The sequence below is a fragment of the Enterobacter sp. 940_PEND genome (genome assembly GCF_001059415.1).
GTDB classification, from domain to species: Bacteria; Pseudomonadota; Gammaproteobacteria; order Enterobacterales; family Enterobacteriaceae; genus Enterobacter; species Enterobacter cloacae_M.
Genome location: NZ_JUMS01000117.1, coordinates 16,191 through 31,884, shown reverse-complemented (window position 1 = coordinate 31,884; position 15,694 = coordinate 16,191). Strand labels below are relative to the sequence as shown.

21 protein-coding genes and 2 pseudogenes are annotated in these 15,694 nt (G+C 56.2%); 11 read left to right on the top strand and 12 right to left on the bottom strand.

Translation table 11 applies throughout. From position 1 onward, the window contains the following. Positions 1-33 precede the first annotated feature (33 nt). Both azoR and ADJ24_RS16700 read left to right on the top strand, forming a co-directional pair. Positions 34-639, top strand: coding sequence for an FMN-dependent NADH-azoreductase (azoR, locus tag ADJ24_RS16705; protein WP_008502313.1), 606 nt, complete (start codon positions 34-36; stop codon positions 637-639). Between the two features lie 89 nt (positions 640-728). After that, on the top strand, positions 729-1,415 hold the full coding sequence (locus ADJ24_RS16700) for an RluA family pseudouridine synthase (RefSeq protein WP_023311632.1): 687 nt from the start codon (positions 729-731) through the stop codon (positions 1,413-1,415). A gap of 7 nt (positions 1,416-1,422) precedes the next feature. On the opposite strand, the gene ADJ24_RS16695 is transcribed toward ADJ24_RS16700, so the two are convergent. Continuing rightward, positions 1,423-1,962, bottom strand: coding sequence for a DUF2058 domain-containing protein (locus ADJ24_RS16695; RefSeq protein WP_023311631.1), 540 nt, complete (start codon positions 1,960-1,962; stop codon positions 1,423-1,425). A 269-nt stretch (positions 1,963-2,231) separates the two neighbouring features. On the opposite strand from ADJ24_RS16695, the pseudogene ADJ24_RS16690 reads away from it, so the two are divergent. From ADJ24_RS16690 to ADJ24_RS16675, 5 genes and pseudogenes are all read left to right on the top strand, one after another. Continuing rightward, positions 2,232-2,754, top strand: a pseudogene (locus ADJ24_RS16690) (DUF2778 domain-containing protein). After that, positions 2,729-3,004: a hypothetical protein gene (locus ADJ24_RS24455; protein ID WP_072196664.1), complete on the top strand. Its 276-nt coding sequence runs from the start codon at positions 2,729-2,731 to the stop codon at positions 3,002-3,004. Before ADJ24_RS16690 ends, ADJ24_RS24455 begins: the two are co-directional and overlap by 26 nt. Before the next feature lie 3 nt (positions 3,005-3,007). Beyond that, on the top strand, positions 3,008-3,499 hold the full coding sequence (locus tag ADJ24_RS16685; protein ID WP_023311629.1) for an Hcp family type VI secretion system effector: 492 nt from the start codon (positions 3,008-3,010) through the stop codon (positions 3,497-3,499). Between the two features lie 173 nt (positions 3,500-3,672). After that, positions 3,673-4,647 (top strand): DUF1852 domain-containing protein, encoded by a 975-nt coding sequence (locus ADJ24_RS16680; RefSeq protein WP_023311628.1) that lies wholly within the window; start codon positions 3,673-3,675, stop codon positions 4,645-4,647. Positions 4,648-4,670: 23 nt separating this feature from the next. Next, the gene (locus ADJ24_RS16675) at positions 4,671-5,699 is read left to right on the top strand and encodes a methionine synthase (RefSeq protein ID WP_023311627.1); all 1,029 of its coding nucleotides are present in this window, start codon (positions 4,671-4,673) and stop codon (positions 5,697-5,699) included. A gap of 4 nt (positions 5,700-5,703) precedes the next feature. Here the strand turns inward: ADJ24_RS16675 and ADJ24_RS16670 are convergent. Next, positions 5,704-6,635 (bottom strand): annotated as a pseudogene (locus ADJ24_RS16670) (LysR substrate-binding domain-containing protein). A gap of 95 nt (positions 6,636-6,730) precedes the next feature. On the opposite strand from ADJ24_RS16670, the gene ADJ24_RS16665 reads away from it, so the two are divergent. Continuing rightward, the gene (locus ADJ24_RS16665) at positions 6,731-7,165 is read left to right on the top strand and encodes a DMT family transporter (RefSeq protein ID WP_023311625.1); all 435 of its coding nucleotides are present in this window, start codon (positions 6,731-6,733) and stop codon (positions 7,163-7,165) included. A gap of 4 nt (positions 7,166-7,169) precedes the next feature. Next, positions 7,170-7,628: a DMT family transporter gene (locus tag ADJ24_RS16660; protein ID WP_023311624.1), complete on the top strand. Its 459-nt coding sequence runs from the start codon at positions 7,170-7,172 to the stop codon at positions 7,626-7,628. Positions 7,629-7,630: 2 nt separating this feature from the next. Here the strand turns inward: ADJ24_RS16660 and ADJ24_RS16655 are convergent, their stop codons facing one another. From ADJ24_RS16655 to ADJ24_RS16620, 8 genes are read right to left on the bottom strand one after another with little or no spacing between them, the layout of a single operon-like run. Continuing rightward, positions 7,631-8,158, bottom strand: coding sequence for a DUF3833 domain-containing protein (locus ADJ24_RS16655; RefSeq protein WP_023311623.1), 528 nt, complete (start codon positions 8,156-8,158; stop codon positions 7,631-7,633). Further along, entirely contained in the window at positions 8,155-8,679 is a 525-nt protein-coding gene (locus ADJ24_RS16650; protein ID WP_023311622.1) for a hypothetical protein, read from the bottom strand. The genes ADJ24_RS16655 and ADJ24_RS16650 overlap by 4 nt, the downstream gene beginning before the upstream one ends. Next, positions 8,676-9,161, bottom strand: a complete 486-nt coding sequence (locus ADJ24_RS16645) for a DUF2878 domain-containing protein (RefSeq protein WP_023311621.1) — start codon at positions 9,159-9,161, stop codon at positions 8,676-8,678. Before ADJ24_RS16645 ends, ADJ24_RS16650 begins: the two co-directional genes overlap by 4 nt. Continuing rightward, positions 9,158-10,378, bottom strand: a complete 1,221-nt coding sequence (locus tag ADJ24_RS16640) for an SAM-dependent methyltransferase (RefSeq protein WP_023311620.1) — start codon at positions 10,376-10,378, stop codon at positions 9,158-9,160. The genes ADJ24_RS16645 and ADJ24_RS16640 overlap by 4 nt, the downstream gene beginning before the upstream one ends. Then, positions 10,375-11,097, bottom strand: coding sequence for a DUF1365 domain-containing protein (locus tag ADJ24_RS16635; protein ID WP_023311619.1), 723 nt, complete (start codon positions 11,095-11,097; stop codon positions 10,375-10,377). The genes ADJ24_RS16640 and ADJ24_RS16635 overlap by 4 nt, the downstream gene beginning before the upstream one ends. Position 11,098: 1 nt before the next feature. Then, positions 11,099-12,358 (bottom strand): NAD(P)/FAD-dependent oxidoreductase, encoded by a 1,260-nt coding sequence (locus ADJ24_RS16630; RefSeq protein WP_023311618.1) that lies wholly within the window; start codon positions 12,356-12,358, stop codon positions 11,099-11,101. Further along, entirely contained in the window at positions 12,355-13,074 is a 720-nt protein-coding gene (locus ADJ24_RS16625; protein ID WP_023311617.1) for an SDR family NAD(P)-dependent oxidoreductase, read from the bottom strand. Before ADJ24_RS16625 ends, ADJ24_RS16630 begins: the two co-directional genes overlap by 4 nt. Next, the gene (locus ADJ24_RS16620; RefSeq protein WP_023311616.1) at positions 13,071-13,505 is read right to left on the bottom strand and encodes a nuclear transport factor 2 family protein; all 435 of its coding nucleotides are present in this window, start codon (positions 13,503-13,505) and stop codon (positions 13,071-13,073) included. The genes ADJ24_RS16625 and ADJ24_RS16620 overlap by 4 nt, the downstream gene beginning before the upstream one ends. A gap of 256 nt (positions 13,506-13,761) precedes the next feature. On the opposite strand from ADJ24_RS16620, the gene ADJ24_RS16615 reads away from it, so the two are divergent. Together ADJ24_RS16615 and ADJ24_RS16610 are read left to right on the top strand one after the other, a co-directional pair. Beyond that, the gene (locus ADJ24_RS16615; RefSeq protein WP_023311615.1) at positions 13,762-13,959 is read left to right on the top strand and encodes a hypothetical protein; all 198 of its coding nucleotides are present in this window, start codon (positions 13,762-13,764) and stop codon (positions 13,957-13,959) included. A 1-nt stretch (position 13,960) separates the two neighbouring features. After that, complete coding sequence (locus ADJ24_RS16610) at positions 13,961-14,749, top strand: hypothetical protein (RefSeq protein ID WP_023311614.1); 789 nt, start codon at positions 13,961-13,963, stop codon at positions 14,747-14,749. On the opposite strand, the gene ADJ24_RS16605 is transcribed toward ADJ24_RS16610, so the two are convergent. Further along, positions 14,730-15,242: a GNAT family N-acetyltransferase gene (locus tag ADJ24_RS16605; RefSeq protein WP_023311613.1), complete on the bottom strand. Its 513-nt coding sequence runs from the start codon at positions 15,240-15,242 to the stop codon at positions 14,730-14,732. The two genes, ADJ24_RS16610 and ADJ24_RS16605, sit on opposite strands and share 20 nt — an antisense overlap. 18 nt (positions 15,243-15,260) lie before the next feature. After that, positions 15,261-15,665, bottom strand: coding sequence for a VOC family protein (locus tag ADJ24_RS16600; protein ID WP_023311612.1), 405 nt, complete (start codon positions 15,663-15,665; stop codon positions 15,261-15,263). Positions 15,666-15,694: the final 29 nt, after the last annotated feature.

Here is a 15,694-nt window from a genome sequence, read left to right as displayed (position 1 = left end):
CCCTTCAATCAAATGCAAAAACAGGAATCACCCATGAGCAAAGTATTAGTTTTGAAATCCAGTATTCTGGCAGGGTACTCTCAGTCTGGTCAGCTGTCTGATTACTTCGTTGAACAGTGGCGTGAACAGCATTCCGCTGACGAAATCACCGTGCGTGACCTGGCTGCAAACCCAATTCCTGTGCTGGACGGCGAGCTGGTTGGCGCGCTGCGCCCAAGCGATGCACCGCTGTCTCCACGTCAGCAGGAAGCTCTGGCCCTGTCCGACGAGCTGATTGCTGAGCTGCAGGCGCACGACGTTATCGTCATCAACGCCCCAATGTACAACTTCAACATCCCTACCCAGCTGAAGAACTACTTCGACCTGGTGGCGCGCGCTGGCGTAACCTTCCGTTACACCGAGAACGGCCCTGAAGGTCTGGTGAAAGGCAAGCGTGCGATCGTACTGACCAGCCGTGGCGGTATCCATAAAGACACCCCAACCGACCTGGTTGCGCCGTACCTGAGCCTGTTCCTGGGCTTCATCGGCATCACTGACGTGAACTTCGTGTTCGCTGAAGGTATCGCTTACGGTCCGGAAGTGGCGACCAAAGCGCAGACCGATGCGAAAGCCGCTATCGACAGCCTGGTAGCAGCCTAAGACTTCACCCTCTCACCGCCTGGTGGGAGGGTTTTTCTTTTCCCCGCATTTCGTTATCATCCGCTCCCACTCTCCAGCCGGGCGGCCTGATGTCAGCGATTATTGATTCTTTTATTGCCCCACCGTGTCACGACGACATTCAGATCCTCTGGCAGGATGAACATCTGCTGCTGATCGATAAGCCTTCCGGTCTGCTCAGCCTCTCGGGCAAAAATCCTCAAAACCTTGATTCCGTCCATTATCGTCTGGTCCAGACGTTCCCCGGCTGCACGCTGGTACACCGTCTGGATTTCGGCACGTCCGGGCTAATGGTGGTTGCGCGCAATAAGGCCATCAACGCGGCGCTGTGCCAGCAGTTCAGCCAGCGCAGCGTGGAGAAGGTCTACAGCGCCCTGCTTTGCGGCCATGTGGAAAACGACGAGGGAATAATAGACGCGCCGATTGCCAAAGACCCGGCGCTGTTTCCGCTGATGTCGATTTGCGCCATCAACGGAAAACCCGCCCGCTCCCGCTATCGGGTCGTGGAACGTTTTTATCAGGGTACGGGACTGCCGTTAACGCGGGTGATACTGACGCCGGAGACCGGGCGAACCCATCAGCTGCGTATTCACTGCCAGCAGCTGGGGCACCCGATTCTGGGCTGCGACCTGTATGGCGGTCTTGAAGCGCTGGGGGCTGAGGAAACGCCCCGGCTGATGCTGCATGCAAGCGAGTTGAATTTTATTCATCCCGTGAGCGGAGAGCCGGTTAACGCCCGTCACGCCGCCCCGTTCTGAATGCGGTTTACCACATCAAATCGTCAGGGATTTTGAAGTCCGCGTACGGATCGTCTTCGTCCTGCTCTTCCTGGCTGAGCGCGCTGTTTAACACGATGCTGTCGGCATCGCGCTGGGCAATTTTATCGGCCACCACCGCCGGAATAATCGCGTATTCACAGTCGCCGCTGGCGTTGATGACCAGACGGGCAATCGCCAGACGGCCGTTGATCAGCTGAGCCTGAGTTTGCTTGTCGACGTCGATTTTTTTGATCAGATTACCGTCGGTGAAGTTAAAGGTGATGTTGCCTTTCGCCACGGTGATGCGGTTCATCTCAATCAGTTGCTTCACCTGCGCCTTAAACTCTTTCGCCAGCACGGCCTGCTTCTGCTGCTCGCTCAGCAGCTTGTCGCGCTCGATCTGCGCTTTCTTGTTCTCTTCTACCGCTTCCCGAGCCTCGCGCGCCTGAACGCGTGATTTCTTTGCCGTGCGCTGCACTTTCGCCGCTTTTTTGCTGCTGACCAGGCCCGCTTTCAGCATCTGCTCTTGTAAGGTGAGTTTTGTCATGATTGTTTCTAAACCGATTGGAAATTTTGGGGATTATAGCGGGAATTGCGGAGCCTGTGCCAGAGAAGTAGGCATGGCGCTTTGTCGCCTGAGCTTTGTTTATTCTTTATTCAGCGTTTACTAACGTTACGGCCGCAAGACTGATTAAAAAATGTCAGGTCATTTTCTTAAAAAAAAATCAGCAACTCATAAATATGATGTGAGTTGAATATCTGTACCCGCTTCAGGCGTAGGCTGCTTTTCTCTTATTAAAAGAGTAAGGAAAAAATATGGCCTTAAAAGGAACAATGCTGCTTAACGATGCTGACTATGCGCCTTTTAACCTGCACGGCGTTGGCGTGTTTATGGCCCATTCCGGGCAGGGAATTTACAGAAACAATGGATTATGTGGTGCTGTTAAAGGCTCAGGTCCAATTCCCCCTGGGAAATACTGGATTGTTGACAGAGGGACTGGAGGTTTCTTTTCAGGGGTTAAAAGCGAAGGTTCAGGATCGGTGGAACAAGGTTAGATCCGGGGCAGAATTTGGCCGCGATGAGTGGTTTGCTTTATACAAGGATGACTGGGGTATCGATGATGGCACCTGGATTGATAACGTCTATCGGGGTTTGTTTCGGCTGCATCCGGGTACGCTATCTGAGGGATGTATCACGATTGCCCATGATTCTGATTACGCATTGATCCGCAATGCTCTGATGAGTACGGAACTTATTCAGGTTCCCTGTATGCGTTCACTGATGGCACGCGGCTGGGTTGAGGTGATTGAAAGTGGCTACACCAACACTTGTCCGTAAATGGGGCATCAGGCTATTCAAAACGGTCTGGTTTCTATGCATCAGCATTATAGTAGGCCGCATATTGGGACCCGCTGAACGCTATCTTGATCATGACGTGGCCTCATCTATATGTGATTTTATTTATGGCGACGTGAATGCTGAAACAATATATGACACATATACCAATATCGATATTTTAATTGTACTGACCCTCGCCACGGTTATTTATCGCTTAACAACACTGCTCCTCAAGAAAATAAGGAAATAAAGAATGCCAATTCCTCCCTACATGTGGCTAAAAGACGATGGTGGAGCAGATATTAAAGGTTCCGTTGATGTTCAGGACCGTGAAGGTAGCATTGAGATCATAGGGCTGAGTCATGGCCTAAACCTACCGGTAGACAGCGCTAACGGCAAGATCACCGGCACGCGTCAACACTCATCCATGCGGATTGAAAAGGAAGTTGATAGCTCCACGCCCTATCTCTATAAAGCAGCATCTACCGGTCAGGCGCTTAAAAGCGCTGAAATAAAGTTCTATCATATCAATGATGCCGGACAGGAAGTCTGTTATTACACCGTCTTGATGGAGAACGTAAAGGTTACGGGTGTTAACTGCAGCGTGCCGAACGTGAAGATCGCTGCCAACAATAAAATGAACCATGTTGAAAGCGTAAGTCTGCAGTACGAAAAAATCACCTGGCGCATTGTCGACGGCAACATCATGCACAGTGACGCCTGGAACGAACGTCCTACAGCATAACGCTAAGGGGCGCGATGCCCCTTACTCTTCCTATCCTGGCATGTGCGCAACACTGTTCATGAACTTCGCTCATGTTGCATTGAAATTAAGTCACTTCCCCTGCGCCGCGGGCTCAGGCATAAATTATGCATCGGTAACTTCTTGGCAACATGAACTTAGGATGCATAACCACAATGAGCAAAGCTTTCACATATACCCTTAAGCGCAGTTGCTTCGATGAGAATTACAACCCGTCAGAAAATACGCGTACGACCACCAACTTTGCCAACCTGGCGCGCGGGGAAAAGCGTCAGGAAAACCTGCGCAATACGCTGGTGATGATCAACAACCGCTTTAACGCCCTGGCGCGCTGGGATAACCCAAACGCCGATCGCTACGCGGTTGAGCTGGAAATTATCTCTGTCGATTTGAACATTGGCGCGGAAAAACCGTTCCCGGCCATTGAGATTCTGCAAACCACCATTGTCGACAAGAAAAACAACCAGCGTATCCCTGGCATCGTCGGAAATAACTTCTCTTCTTACGTGCGGGATTATGATTTCAGCGTGCGCCTGCTGGAACACAACAAGAACCAGCAGCACTTCAGCATTCCGGAAAAGTTTGGCGAACTGCACGGCAATATTTTCCGCCACTTTGTGAATTCGCCGGAATACAAAGAGAACTTCAGCAAGGGTCCGGTGATCTGCCTGAGCGTCTCCAGCAAAGATACGTATCGCCGCACCGGTAACCAGCATCCTGTGCTGGGCATTGAATATCAGCCGGATGGCGAGTCGCTGACGGAACAGTACTTCGCGAAGATGGGCCTGAAGGTTCGCTATTTCATGCCGGAAAACAGCGTGGCGCCGTTCGCGTTCTTCTTTACCGGGGATTTGCTGAGTGACTACACCGATCTGGAGCTGATTGCCACCATCAGCACGATGGAGACGTTCCAGAAAATCTATCGCCCGGAAATTTATAACGCAAACTCGGCGGCGGGACTGTGCTACCGACCGGATCTGAACCAGCAGGATCACTCCTTAACCAAAATTGTTTATGACCGGGAAGAGCGTAGCCGACTGGCGATTGAACAGGGTCGCTTTACCGAAGAATACTTCATTAAGCCTTACCAACACATTCTTGAGCAGTGGTCTGATAACTACACGCTTTAATTCATCAAAAAAGGTCTTTTATTATGAAAACATTGCTCCCGACTTCAACGGCTGGCAGCCTGCCTAAGCCGACCTGGCTTGCGCAACCTGAAACGCTCTGGTCCCCCTGGAAATTACAGGATCAGGAACTCCTGGCGGGTAAACAGGACGCGCTGCGCCTGTCCCTGGATGAGCAGATCCGCGCGGGTATCGATATCGTCAGCGACGGGGAACAGACCCGCCAGCACTTCGTCACTACCTTTATTGAACACCTGAGCGGTGTGGATTTTGAAAATCGCCAGACGGTGCGCATTCGTAACCGCTACGACGCCAGCGTGCCGACCGTGGTTTCTGCCGTTGCGCGTCAGAAACCGGTATTCGTGGACGATGCGAAATACCTGCGTCAGCTCACGGACAAGCCGATCAAATGGGCCCTGCCCGGGCCGATGACCATGATCGACACCCTTTACGACGCCCACTATAAAAGCCGCGAAAAGCTGGCCTGGGAATTCGCCAAAATCCTCAATCAGGAAGCGCGTGAGTTAGAGGCCGCAGGCGTGGATATTATCCAGTTTGATGAACCGGCATTTAACGTCTTTTTTGACGAGGTGAACGACTGGGGTATCGCCGCGCTGGAGCGCGCCATTGAAGGGCTGAAGTGCGAAACCGCGGTACACATCTGCTACGGCTACGGCATCAAAGCCAATACCGACTGGAAAAAAACGCTCGGCTCAGAGTGGCGCCAGTACGAAGAGGCCTTCCCTAAGCTGCAGACCTCTAATATCGACATCATCTCACTGGAGTGCCACAACTCCCGCGTGCCGATGGATCTGCTGGAGCTGATCCGCGGTAAAAAGGTGATGGTCGGCGCGATTGATGTGGCAACCAACGCCGTTGAAACGCCGGAGGAAGTCGCCGATACGCTGCGTAAAGCGCTGCAGTTCGTCGATGCCGACAAGCTTTACCCGTCAACCAATTGCGGCATGGCCCCGCTTTCACGCCAGGTGGCTAACGGCAAGCTGAAAGCACTCAGCGCCGGCGCAGAGATTATCCGCAAGGAGCTCGGCGCGTAATCCCTTACGTTTGCCAGTAGAGCGGCGTGCCGAAAAACGCCACGTAATAATCTATCACCGCCCTGACGTTCAGGGGCGGATGACGTGCGTTAGGATAGATCGCCGCAATATTAAGTTGCTCCGTGTTGATGGCGCACGTCATTTCCGGCATAAGGGCAACCAGCTCCCCCCGCTTCAGCCTGTCGCCAATCAGCCAGTCCGGAAACAGGACGATCCCCATCCCACCCAGCGCGGCAATGAGCAGCGACTCCGCATTATTGGACGTCATCAGCGGCGCGACGGGATAATGCACCCAATTTTCCCCTTTGCGACGCACGAGCCAGCGGTTAGGCCCGGACGAACCGCGATAGACCAGACATTTGTGCTGGCTCAGTTCGGTCGGGTCGGCCGGAATGCCGTGTTGACGCAGATACGCGGGCGACGCGGCAAGGTGGTAGCGCTGCTGCCCAAAAACACGGCGTGGAACGTCGAATCCGTCAGCGTGCCGATGCGGAAGATGAGATCGGCGGCATCCCGGTGCGGGTCGATAAAGTCATCGGTCAGCGTCAGCTCAATGGTTAACCGTGGATAACGCTCGGCCAGACCAGCCAGTCCGGGCGCAACGTGTCTCTGTCCAAAAAATACCGGCCCATTTATGCGAACCGTGCCGGAGGGTTCGGTCGAACGTTCGTCCAGCTCCCGACGCGCCTCTTCGAAGTTATCGACCATCGCCCGGGCATAGCGGATAAACAGATGCCCGCTTTCCGTAGGGATCACCGCCCGGGTATTGCGATAGAACAGCTGCTGGCCGAGCGCGTCCTCAAGCTGATGAACAATGCGCGACACCTGCGAGGCAGAAATTCCTTCTCGTCGCGCGACGACGGAAAAGTTCTGCGTTTCATAGACGGCAATAAACAGCAGCAGTGAGCGAAGGTTCATGCTTCCGGCATCTGACATTAATGCATTTCCTGCAAAGGTGTTTCCTGCATTATGGCATTTTTCTCACGGGTCTACCGACGTAATCTTCTTCGCCTGAAAACGGAGGATGCGTAATGCAGTTTATTTTGATTTTACTGGTGATTGCCGGCGGGATGGGCCTCTCCGTCGAGGCGGGGCTGCTGGGGCCATTAGGGGGAGAAGTGGGCGATTTATGGGCGACGTTCAGCATTTTTGGCGTCGGCGCCGCGCTGACGTTTCTGCTGATGCTGTTTTTCAGCCCGCGTAACAGCCCGTCGTTTTTCGCCCAGCCCGGCTGGCAGCTGCTCGGCGGCGTGCTCGGCCCTGTTTACGTGGTCATTCTGACTATCGCCACGCCGACCATCGGCATCGCTCTGACGATGATTGGCATTCTGGCTGGTCAGGTTTTTAAAAGCCTGATCATTGACCACTTTGGCCTGCTGGGTACGCCGCACAGGAAGATAAACGCAAAACGTATCGTGGCGCTGGTTTTTATTATTGCGGCACTGGTTCTGGTCGCACAGGGGTGATGATATGACGCTGATAATGATTCTTCTGGCCGTCTGCGGCGGCGCAACGCTGAGCATTCAGGCCGCGATTAACGGGCAGCTCGGCAGCAGCGTGGGCGTTTTCAAAAGCGCGTTTCTGACATTTTCCGTCGGCGCGCTGGTGACCGCCCTGCTCATTTTCTTCTTTGAGCCTAAGCAGGCGGTCACGCTGCTGGACGTGCCGAAATGGCAGCTCCTCGGGGCGATGTTCGGCGTGCCTTACATTGTGATCATGGTCGTGGCGGTGCAGCGCATCGGCACCGCCGTCGCTACGGTGGCGGTGATCTTCGGCCAGCTCGCCATGAGTATGCTAATTGATAACTTTGGCTGGTTAAACAATCCCGCTATTCCGTTTTCGCCGAGCCGTCTGGGCGCGGTGGCTTGCCTGGGGATTGCCCTGTGCTTCATTTACTCCAGCAGCAAAACCGGCAATGTTCGCGACTAAGCTTACGTCTTCCGGGTGAAAAACAGCGTCACCGTGGCGACGGTGACGCCAAATTTCTTCATCTCGGTTTTATTAAACAGATGCGTCTCATCCTGCAGGTACATCCAGTCGTCGAAGTTCAGTAGCCAGGTGCTGCCGTTGGCCTTCACGTTCATGCTGTAATGCCAGTTAAAGGCGTTGCCTGCGGACTGTCCCGTGGCAACCCCTTCAATATCCCCTGCCGTACCCTCGTAGCGATCGTTCCCCACGCGGCGGATGTGCCAGACCCGCTGCTGCTTCTCGCCGTCGTCGTAAACGAAGTGCTCGTTGAGCGTCAGCGTATCGCCGATAACGTCCCCGGCAATCTCAACGTGAAAGCGGCGGATCTGCTTGCCGCTGCGATCCTGCACCATCCCCCACGCTTCGGTTTTGCCCTGGAAGTAGTGGAAGATATCAAGCCGCGGCTCCTGCTGGCGATACTCGGTCACTTCAGTGCTACAGCCCGCCAGCAGCATCGTGAATGCCAGCGCCATCATCAGGATACGTTTCATTTTTGGCCTCCGATTAACTGCTGACGCAGCTCAGGATATTGCGTGCGGGGATCGAGCCAGATGGCCAGAAAACGGGTGCTGAACGCTTCCGACTGACGCGGTCCAAGTGGAATAAACGATGTTTGCGCCGCTGACGCGCGATACCAGAACTGTCCCTGCTTATCGTTGAGAACAAACGCCAGCTGTGAGCCCGGGCGGACGTCCGGCCAAAGGGACTGGAGCATCCGCAGCCAGGCTTCGCTTTGAGGCTCCTGCGCCAGAATCCCCTGCGCTTGCCACTGGTCGCGGGTCGCCTCAACCAGATCATCGCGATCGATGTCCCGCGCATAGGTAATAATCAGCGCCTGATCCTGATTATCCCGACCGTAACGCCCGTCCGGGGTGCGCAGCTGAGAGGTATAGACCGTGAACGGACCCCAGGTGAGCGTGGCGTCACCCACCTTCCGCCAGGCAAGCCAGTCGGCGGCCTGGGCAACCGGAACAACCAGCGTCAGCCAAAGCAGCAAAACCACAGATCTCATTTTTGTCTCCCCATCAGCAGGTGGAAAAACAGCATCAACACCAGCCAGCCCGGCGCCATCCAGCTCACGACGATAAAGGTCGGCTCCAGAAATGTGATGGCTCCCAGCCGCTCGCCAATCAGGTACGCCACCGGCCCGCCCACGGCGGCCAGCAGGGTCAGCAGCCAGCCGGGTAGCGTGGTGGTGCGCGTCAGCTGCGTCCAGACGGTGGCGAACATCAGCCACAGTGCCACCATCCAGAGCGGCATCAGGGAGTCGCTCGTGAAGGCAATCAGCCCCGTCAGCGCCCAGAGCGTATCCAGCAGGCTGCCCGCCGCCGCCAGACCAATGGCGTAAAAACGGTATACAGGCGGCAACAGCAGGCACGCCAGGATCGCCAGAGCGATCCAGATAATCAGGCCCTGTTCGCGAAAGAGCACCACCAGCGCCCAGTAGAGATCGAACGCGACGGCCAGCAGGAAGACCTGAATATGACGTCTCATACGCGCTCGGCGGTCAGCTGCACCACGCTAATGGTGCGGGCGTTAAACCCGGCTTCGCAGTAGCCAAAATAGTACAGCCACATGCGGCGGAAACGTTCATCGAAGCCGAGCTTTTCAATCTCCTGCCAGGCGTGGACAAAGCGCTGCCGCCAGTGGGCCAGCGTGCGGGCGTAGTCCGGCCCCATGTCGAAGAGATTGCGCACCACGAAATCGGTGTGGCGCGTCATCAGCTCGTTCATCGCGGTAATGCTCGGCAGGAAGCCACCGGGAAAAATGTAGCGCTGGATAAAATCGACGCTTTTGCTGTAGTCGCGATAGCGCTGGTCCTGAATGGTGATGGCCTGAATCGCCATCCGCCCTCCGGGGCGCAGCCGCGCCTGACAGGTCCGGAAGAACGTGGGCAGATAGCGTTGCCCGACGGCTTCAATCATCTCTATTGAGACCAGCTTGTCGTACTGTCCGGTGAGGTCGCGATAGTCGCAGAGCAGCACCTCAACGCGATCCTGCAACCCGGCGCGGGCGATCCGCTCGGTCGCCCAGCTATATTGCTCCTGCGACAGCGTGGTGGTGGTCACCCGACAGCCGTAATGACGGGCCGCGTATTCCGCCATCGCGCCCCAGCCGGTGCCAATTTCCAGCAGATGATCGCCCGGGTTCAGCGCCAGCTGGTCACACAGGCGCGCCATTTTGGCCCGCTGAGCCGCCGTGAGATCCTGCTCGTCAGCCGTAAACAGCGCGCTGGAATAGAGCAGCTCTTTATCCAGAAAATGGGCATAAAATGTATTGCCCAGATCGTAATGGGCGGCAATATTTTCGCGCGCCTGCGCGCGGGAGTTACGCCGCGTCCAGTGACGTATCCGCTCCAGCGGCCTGCCGAGCAGACGGAAGCCGTTTTCCAGACGACCAAGCACCTCGCCGTTGAGCGCGAGCAGCTCCAGAAGCGGCGTCAGGTTCGCGGTTTCCCATTCGCCATCCATCCAGGCCTCTGCCGCAGCAAGGCTCCCGCCCGTTAACACGCGCCAGTAGACGCCGGGAGAAAGAATTTGCACATCCGCATGCAGCGCGGAGGACGTCTCGCCAAAATGAAAGGTCTGCGCCCCTTCACGCAGCGTGAGCGAGCCGCCGCGGATACCGCTTAACAGACGAAACAGCAGCCATCGCGCGATGCGGACGTTGCGCGGAATATCGGGTTCTAACGCAAAGACGGGATCGGTCATGAGCGTTCACTCCTGCTGACGGGATGGTTATACAGCGGCACGCGCTTGAGCCACAGGCGCAGCGCCTGCCAGTAAATGGCAAAAACGGTTTTCAGGGTCATGAGCGGAATGCGCAGCAACAGCGAGCGCAGCGCGGGGCGCGTCAAAGGCTCCCGGCGCAGCGCGAGCGTGGCGTCAAAGACCTTCGCTTCCTGATGATTTTCAATGTGCATATGCAGCGTGTTATCCGGGTCGTTAAAGCGCCAGTGGTAGATCATGTCCATCGGGTTGAAGGGGGAAACGTGAAACGCTTTTTCCGTGGGCTGCGCATCCTGTCCGTTGACGGCATAGTAATGACGTTCATTCCACGGCGTGTTGCGGACCTCCGCCAGCACCCAGCGCAGCGTCCCCTTCCCGTCGTAGCAGTAGTAAAAGTTGACCGGATTGAAATGAAAGCCGAAATAGCGCAGCTGCGTCAGGAGCATGACCCGCCCGTCCGGACGTTCCCCGGTCAGGCTCTCCAGCCTGCTCAGCACGTTTTCTTTGAGCGGCGTACCGAGCGGGTAGTCCGCATCGTGAAACGAAGCGGCGGCAAAGCGATTGCGCCGCACGCCGACGGACGAGAGCTGCGGCAGTTCATCGAGATCCAGCCAGGCCATAAAGACGCTGTAGCTGAATTCGTGGGTTTTCGGCTGAAGGCGGCGGTGGCGTAACACGCCGTGGTAGAGGCAGCTGTTCATCTCAGTTCCCCTCTCCGGCCGCTATCGCGTTGACCACGTCCAGCGCGCTGCGCACGCCATCTTCATGAAAGCCGTTGTACCAGTAAGCCCCGCAGTACCAGCTCCGGTTGTGACCGTTGATCTCGCCGCGCCGCGCCTGCGCCCGCCAGCTTTGCGGGTTAAACAGCGGATGTTCATAGACAAAGCGTTGCACAACGAAGCGTTCATCTACAGGCGCGTCCGGGTTGAGGGTAACGCAGAACAGCGGACTGCCCGCAGGCAGCCCCTGCAGGATGTTCATGTTGTAGGTGACGCAGGCGCTGGCCTGCTCCTGCTCGCTCAGACGGTAGTTCCAGCTGGCCCACGCGCGCTGCCGCACCGGCAGCCAGCGCGGATCGCTGTGTAAAACGACCTCGTTGCGCTGCCAGCCGATATCGCCCAGCACCTCGCGCTCTGCGGGCGTCGGGTCATCAAGCATCGCCAGAGCGCTGGCGGAGTGGCAGGCAAAAATCACCCGATCGAAGGTATGGCTGCCGTTTTCAAGCTGGAGCGTAACCCCGTGCTCGTGGCGGCTCACCCGCTGCACCGGTGAATTGAGACGCAGATTCAGACGGTCGCCCAGCTTGTCGAGCATGGCGCGGATATACTCCCGCGAGCCGCCCGGCACCACGTACCACTGCGGGCGATGGGTGATATCCAGCAGCCCGTGGTTCTGGAAGAAACGTAAGAAAAGCGGCAGCGGGAAACGCTTCATCTCCTGCAGCGACGAGGACCAGATCGCGGCGCCCATCGGCAGAATGTAGTGGCGCGCCAAAAACGGCGTGAAGCCGTGCTGTTCCAGAAACGTTTGCAGCGTGGCGTTCGGATCCACCTCCCCGTCCAGCGCCTGTTTTGCCAGGCGGTTAAAGCGTACGATCTCGCCCAGCAGCCGCCAGAATGCCGGATTCACCAGGTTTCGGCGCTGGGCAAACAGCGACGTCAGGGTGTGACCGTTGTACTCCAGCCCCGTCGCCGGGTTGTGCACCGAAAAGCTCATCTGCGTTTTTTGCCCGCTGATGCCCAGCTCGCTGAGCAGACCCATAAAGCGCGGATAGGTGCGATCGTTGTAGACGATAAACCCGGTATCAATCGCGTATGTACCCTGCGGCGTTGAGACGTCAACCGTTGCGGTATGGCCGCCGGGCGTGGCGCCCGCTTCAAACAAGGTCACCTGATGGTGCCCGGCCAGGCGCCAGGCGCAGGTTAGCCCGGCGATGCCGCTGCCGATAATTGCGATGTTCATGAACGCACCATCCTGCGCAGCAGCGCGCGCTGAAGAAATGCCGGTAATCCGGAGAGCGCACGCAAAATAAAGCCGAACCCGGCGGGGAACGCGATATGCATTTTCTCTGCCGCCAGTCCGGTACGGATCGCCTTGACCGCCTCGTCAACGCTCACCCTGCCCGGCATGGCAAAATCGTTTTTGCGCGTCAGCGGCGTATCAACAAAGCCGGGAGAAACCACCGTGACGGCAATACCTTTGGGCTCCCAGTCCAGGCGCAGACTCTCGGCGAACCAGCTCAGGGCCGCTTTGGACGCGCCGTATGCCTCTGCCCGTGGAAAAGGCAGCCAGTGGGCCATGGAGCTCACCAGCACCACGCGGTTGCCAGAGGCCAGCTGCGGCTGCAGCGCGTCAAGACAGTTCACCGGTCCGAGGAAATTTGTCGCCATCACCCGCTCCACCAGCGCCGCATCCACCACGCCCCCATCGAGGTATTCGCAGGTGCCGGCGCAGAGAATAATCAGATCGGCATAGCAGCCGGTCAGCGCCTGGCGGCAGGCGTCCCTGTCGGTCATATCGAACAGGCGAACGGTGAGATTGGGGCAGATCTGGCGCAGCGCGTCGAGGCGCGCCCGATCGCGACCGCAGGCAATCACATGGTAGCCGTCAGCGGCAAAGGATTTCGCCAGCCCGGCGCCAATCCCCGAGCTTGCACCGGTGATCAGTACCGTTTTCATGATTTGACCCTCCGCTTCACACCGCGTACCGCCCAGCCAAGCAGAGGAAGATGTTCGTAGATCATCTCTCCCGCATCGTAATAGTCCCGCTGACGCGTGATGAGATCGCTTTCCGTGTCCACCACCGAACATCCCGGCAGTTCGAGCGGCTCTCCCCCGGCAATGCGCGGATGCGACCAGTGCATTACCCAGGTCACAGCAAACCGGTTCCCGCTGCACAGCGGCGTATCGATGGTAAAACGGCAATGCTCGACGTTGGCCAGCAGATGGGTGAAATAGCGCTGAAGCGCGAAAATCCCGTCATGCTCGCCAAACGGATCGATAAGCGTGGCATTCGAATGGTAAAGCCCCACCAGCGCGGACGGCGGCTGGCTATCCAGTGCGGCGTAGTACTCAACAAACCGACTCACGACAGAGGGCAAAGTGCTCATGGGTCACATCCTGGCTGTAAACAACGTGGCGTAATCGCATAATTAAAACTTACACAATTAATGTTATTTGTCCAAGTTTGTGGTGATTTATTTTTTATTTTAGATATATGTCAATGGCTTAGTAATAGGCAAAAGAGTGAATTCTGTAGGCCGGGTAAGGCGTAACCGCCACCCGGCTTTAACTTTCAGGATATCCTTAAGGCAAACTCGCCGGTCTTCTTCCAGGCTTATCCTTTTTATTCATAAGGATGCCCGCATGAAACGTTTCTTTCTCTCCCTTTTCTCCAGCCCGGAATCCTTACTGCAGGTGATGAGCCAGCAGGAAATCATTGAAGCCGTCGAAGATGGCGATCGCATCATTATCGACCAGGACGGGAACGCCTCGGTGAACTACAAAAGCAACGAGGTGCGGCAGGATTTTCTGCGTCACGTCAACATGCTGAAGAGGGCCTGATATGGGAACGGCGATATTTATGGTGCTGATGGTATGCGGGTACTGGTACACCAGCCGCGACCTGTCGACCCGCTTTAAAATCAAGCGCTCCTTTGGCTGGGACGTCTATTTTCTTGTGGCGCTGTACGGCTGTATTTTTGTTCTGCAGGGCGTGATTGCCACCGGTCTGCTCTGGCTGCTCCTGCTCGCCCTTTCTGCGGCCAACAACGCTTTTCACTTTGCCTCTCCGAAATATACCGACTGGCAAATCGACTTTATGAACTGGAGCTTTTTAGGCATTCAGGCGCCGGTGGTCGTGATGCTGGCGTTTGCCATCCTGTTTTGCCTCTACCGCTCTAACTGGGCAGGCAGCGCCAGGCTGGACGGCGAAAGCCGGAAAAAGCTCTACAAACGTCTGGCGCAGTCGAGCGGTATTGAACAGCTGCTGTATCAGTGTATGGAGCAAGGCGAACTGGCGCAGGTCACGCTGCGGTCGAGGCGGATTTACGTCGGCATGATCCACACCGCGACGCTGGAATATGAAAAAACGGCCAATATCGTGCTGATCCCGATGTTAAGCGGGTACAGAGACGCGAAGACGATGAACTTTCGCATCGAGAATAACTACAGCAGGTGGTATGCGGAGCATGACGTCACGCTCGACTCCGAACATCGCAGCGCCATGTCATTCCGGAAGGTGATTTTACTCAATCAGATTGAGAGCCTCTCGCTGTTCGATCCCGCCAGCGCCAGCGCGCTATCGCTGGCACAGCGCGAAGAGAGCTCTCGCCCTAAAGAGACATCCCCATAATTCTGAGAATGCTCTGCTGTGAAGCGGTTTCGAAAAGGACGTTATTAACGCAGAGCATGCCCTGCTTCTGGTAGAACCGGTACGCTCCCGCATTCTGCTCAAGCACTTCCAGCCAGAGATAGTCTTTCCCCCTGCTCCGGGCCATGTCGGTGATGCTGTTGAACATCACCAGGCCATAGTTCTTGCCGGTCTCGGCGGGATCGAGGTAGAGCTTGTTGAGGAGAACCCCCTTCTTGTCCGTTTCCGGGAGCAGGGCTTCCCAGGTCACTTTCATGAATCCCACTGGCCGATCGGTCTCGGCAACATACCAGGAAACAGCGGTCTCTTTCAGACTCTGTTCAAGTACGGAAAGCGCGTACTCGCCGTCGAGAAAATCCTTCATCTCTGCGTCTGACACCCACAGATGCTGAAAATGGGCGGGATAGATTCGGTATCCCAGCTCGCTTAAAAGCGTTGAATCGGCCCCGGAGGCCTGGCGAATTCGAAGAGTCATGGAAAGTCTCCCTGGTAATCACCCGCGTTGGGCATTTTGAAAGAGGTCCCAGCGGTTGCCATAAATATCTTCAAACACCACCACCGTACCGTACTCTTCCTCACGAGGTTCTTCGCAGAAATGAACGCCTTTGTCTTTCATGGTACGGTAATCGCGCCAAAAATCGTCCGTCTGAAGGAAGAGGAAAACTCTGCCGCCGCATTGATTGCCGATAAAGCTTTCCTGCCTCTCGTTAGAGGCGCGAGCCAGCAAAATATTGCAGTCGCTTTCCGGGTTGGGTGAGACGACCACCCAGCGTTTACCCGGTTGCGGCGTATCTTCTACGAGGGTAAAACCCAGCTTATCTGTGTAGTATTCAATGGCACGATCGTAGTCATCAACCACAACAGCCACGCAGCCAAGGCATCGCTTCTGTGTTCTCATTTTTCGTTTCCTTTGCATAAATGGGTTAC

Bases quoted from the DNA above. Each gene is read 5' to 3' on its own strand.
- azoR (WP_008502313.1), top strand. From the start codon at position 34: ATGAGCAAAGTATTAGTTTTGAAATCCAGTATTCTGGCAGGGTACTCT.
- ADJ24_RS16700 (WP_023311632.1), top strand. From the start codon at position 729: ATGTCAGCGATTATTGATTCTTTTATTGCCCCACCGTGTCACGACGAC.
- ADJ24_RS16695 (WP_023311631.1), bottom strand. From the start codon at position 1,962: ATGACAAAACTCACCTTACAAGAGCAGATGCTGAAAGCGGGCCTGGTC.
- ADJ24_RS16685 (WP_023311629.1), top strand. From the start codon at position 3,008: ATGCCAATTCCTCCCTACATGTGGCTAAAAGACGATGGTGGAGCAGAT.
- ADJ24_RS16680 (WP_023311628.1), top strand. From the start codon at position 3,673: ATGAGCAAAGCTTTCACATATACCCTTAAGCGCAGTTGCTTCGATGAG.
- ADJ24_RS16675 (WP_023311627.1), top strand. From the start codon at position 4,671: ATGAAAACATTGCTCCCGACTTCAACGGCTGGCAGCCTGCCTAAGCCG.
- ADJ24_RS16665 (WP_023311625.1), top strand. From the start codon at position 6,731: ATGCAGTTTATTTTGATTTTACTGGTGATTGCCGGCGGGATGGGCCTC.
- ADJ24_RS16660 (WP_023311624.1), top strand. From the start codon at position 7,170: ATGACGCTGATAATGATTCTTCTGGCCGTCTGCGGCGGCGCAACGCTG.
- ADJ24_RS16655 (WP_023311623.1), bottom strand. From the start codon at position 8,158: ATGAAACGTATCCTGATGATGGCGCTGGCATTCACGATGCTGCTGGCG.
- ADJ24_RS16650 (WP_023311622.1), bottom strand. From the start codon at position 8,679: ATGAGATCTGTGGTTTTGCTGCTTTGGCTGACGCTGGTTGTTCCGGTT.
- ADJ24_RS16645 (WP_023311621.1), bottom strand. From the start codon at position 9,161: ATGAGACGTCATATTCAGGTCTTCCTGCTGGCCGTCGCGTTCGATCTC.
- ADJ24_RS16640 (WP_023311620.1), bottom strand. From the start codon at position 10,378: ATGACCGATCCCGTCTTTGCGTTAGAACCCGATATTCCGCGCAACGTC.
- ADJ24_RS16635 (WP_023311619.1), bottom strand. From the start codon at position 11,097: ATGAACAGCTGCCTCTACCACGGCGTGTTACGCCACCGCCGCCTTCAG.
- ADJ24_RS16630 (WP_023311618.1), bottom strand. From the start codon at position 12,358: ATGAACATCGCAATTATCGGCAGCGGCATCGCCGGGCTAACCTGCGCC.
- ADJ24_RS16625 (WP_023311617.1), bottom strand. From the start codon at position 13,074: ATGAAAACGGTACTGATCACCGGTGCAAGCTCGGGGATTGGCGCCGGG.
- ADJ24_RS16620 (WP_023311616.1), bottom strand. From the start codon at position 13,505: ATGAGCACTTTGCCCTCTGTCGTGAGTCGGTTTGTTGAGTACTACGCC.
- ADJ24_RS16615 (WP_023311615.1), top strand. From the start codon at position 13,762: ATGAAACGTTTCTTTCTCTCCCTTTTCTCCAGCCCGGAATCCTTACTG.
- ADJ24_RS16610 (WP_023311614.1), top strand. From the start codon at position 13,961: ATGGGAACGGCGATATTTATGGTGCTGATGGTATGCGGGTACTGGTAC.
- ADJ24_RS16605 (WP_023311613.1), bottom strand. From the start codon at position 15,242: ATGACTCTTCGAATTCGCCAGGCCTCCGGGGCCGATTCAACGCTTTTA.
- ADJ24_RS16600 (WP_023311612.1), bottom strand. From the start codon at position 15,665: ATGAGAACACAGAAGCGATGCCTTGGCTGCGTGGCTGTTGTGGTTGAT.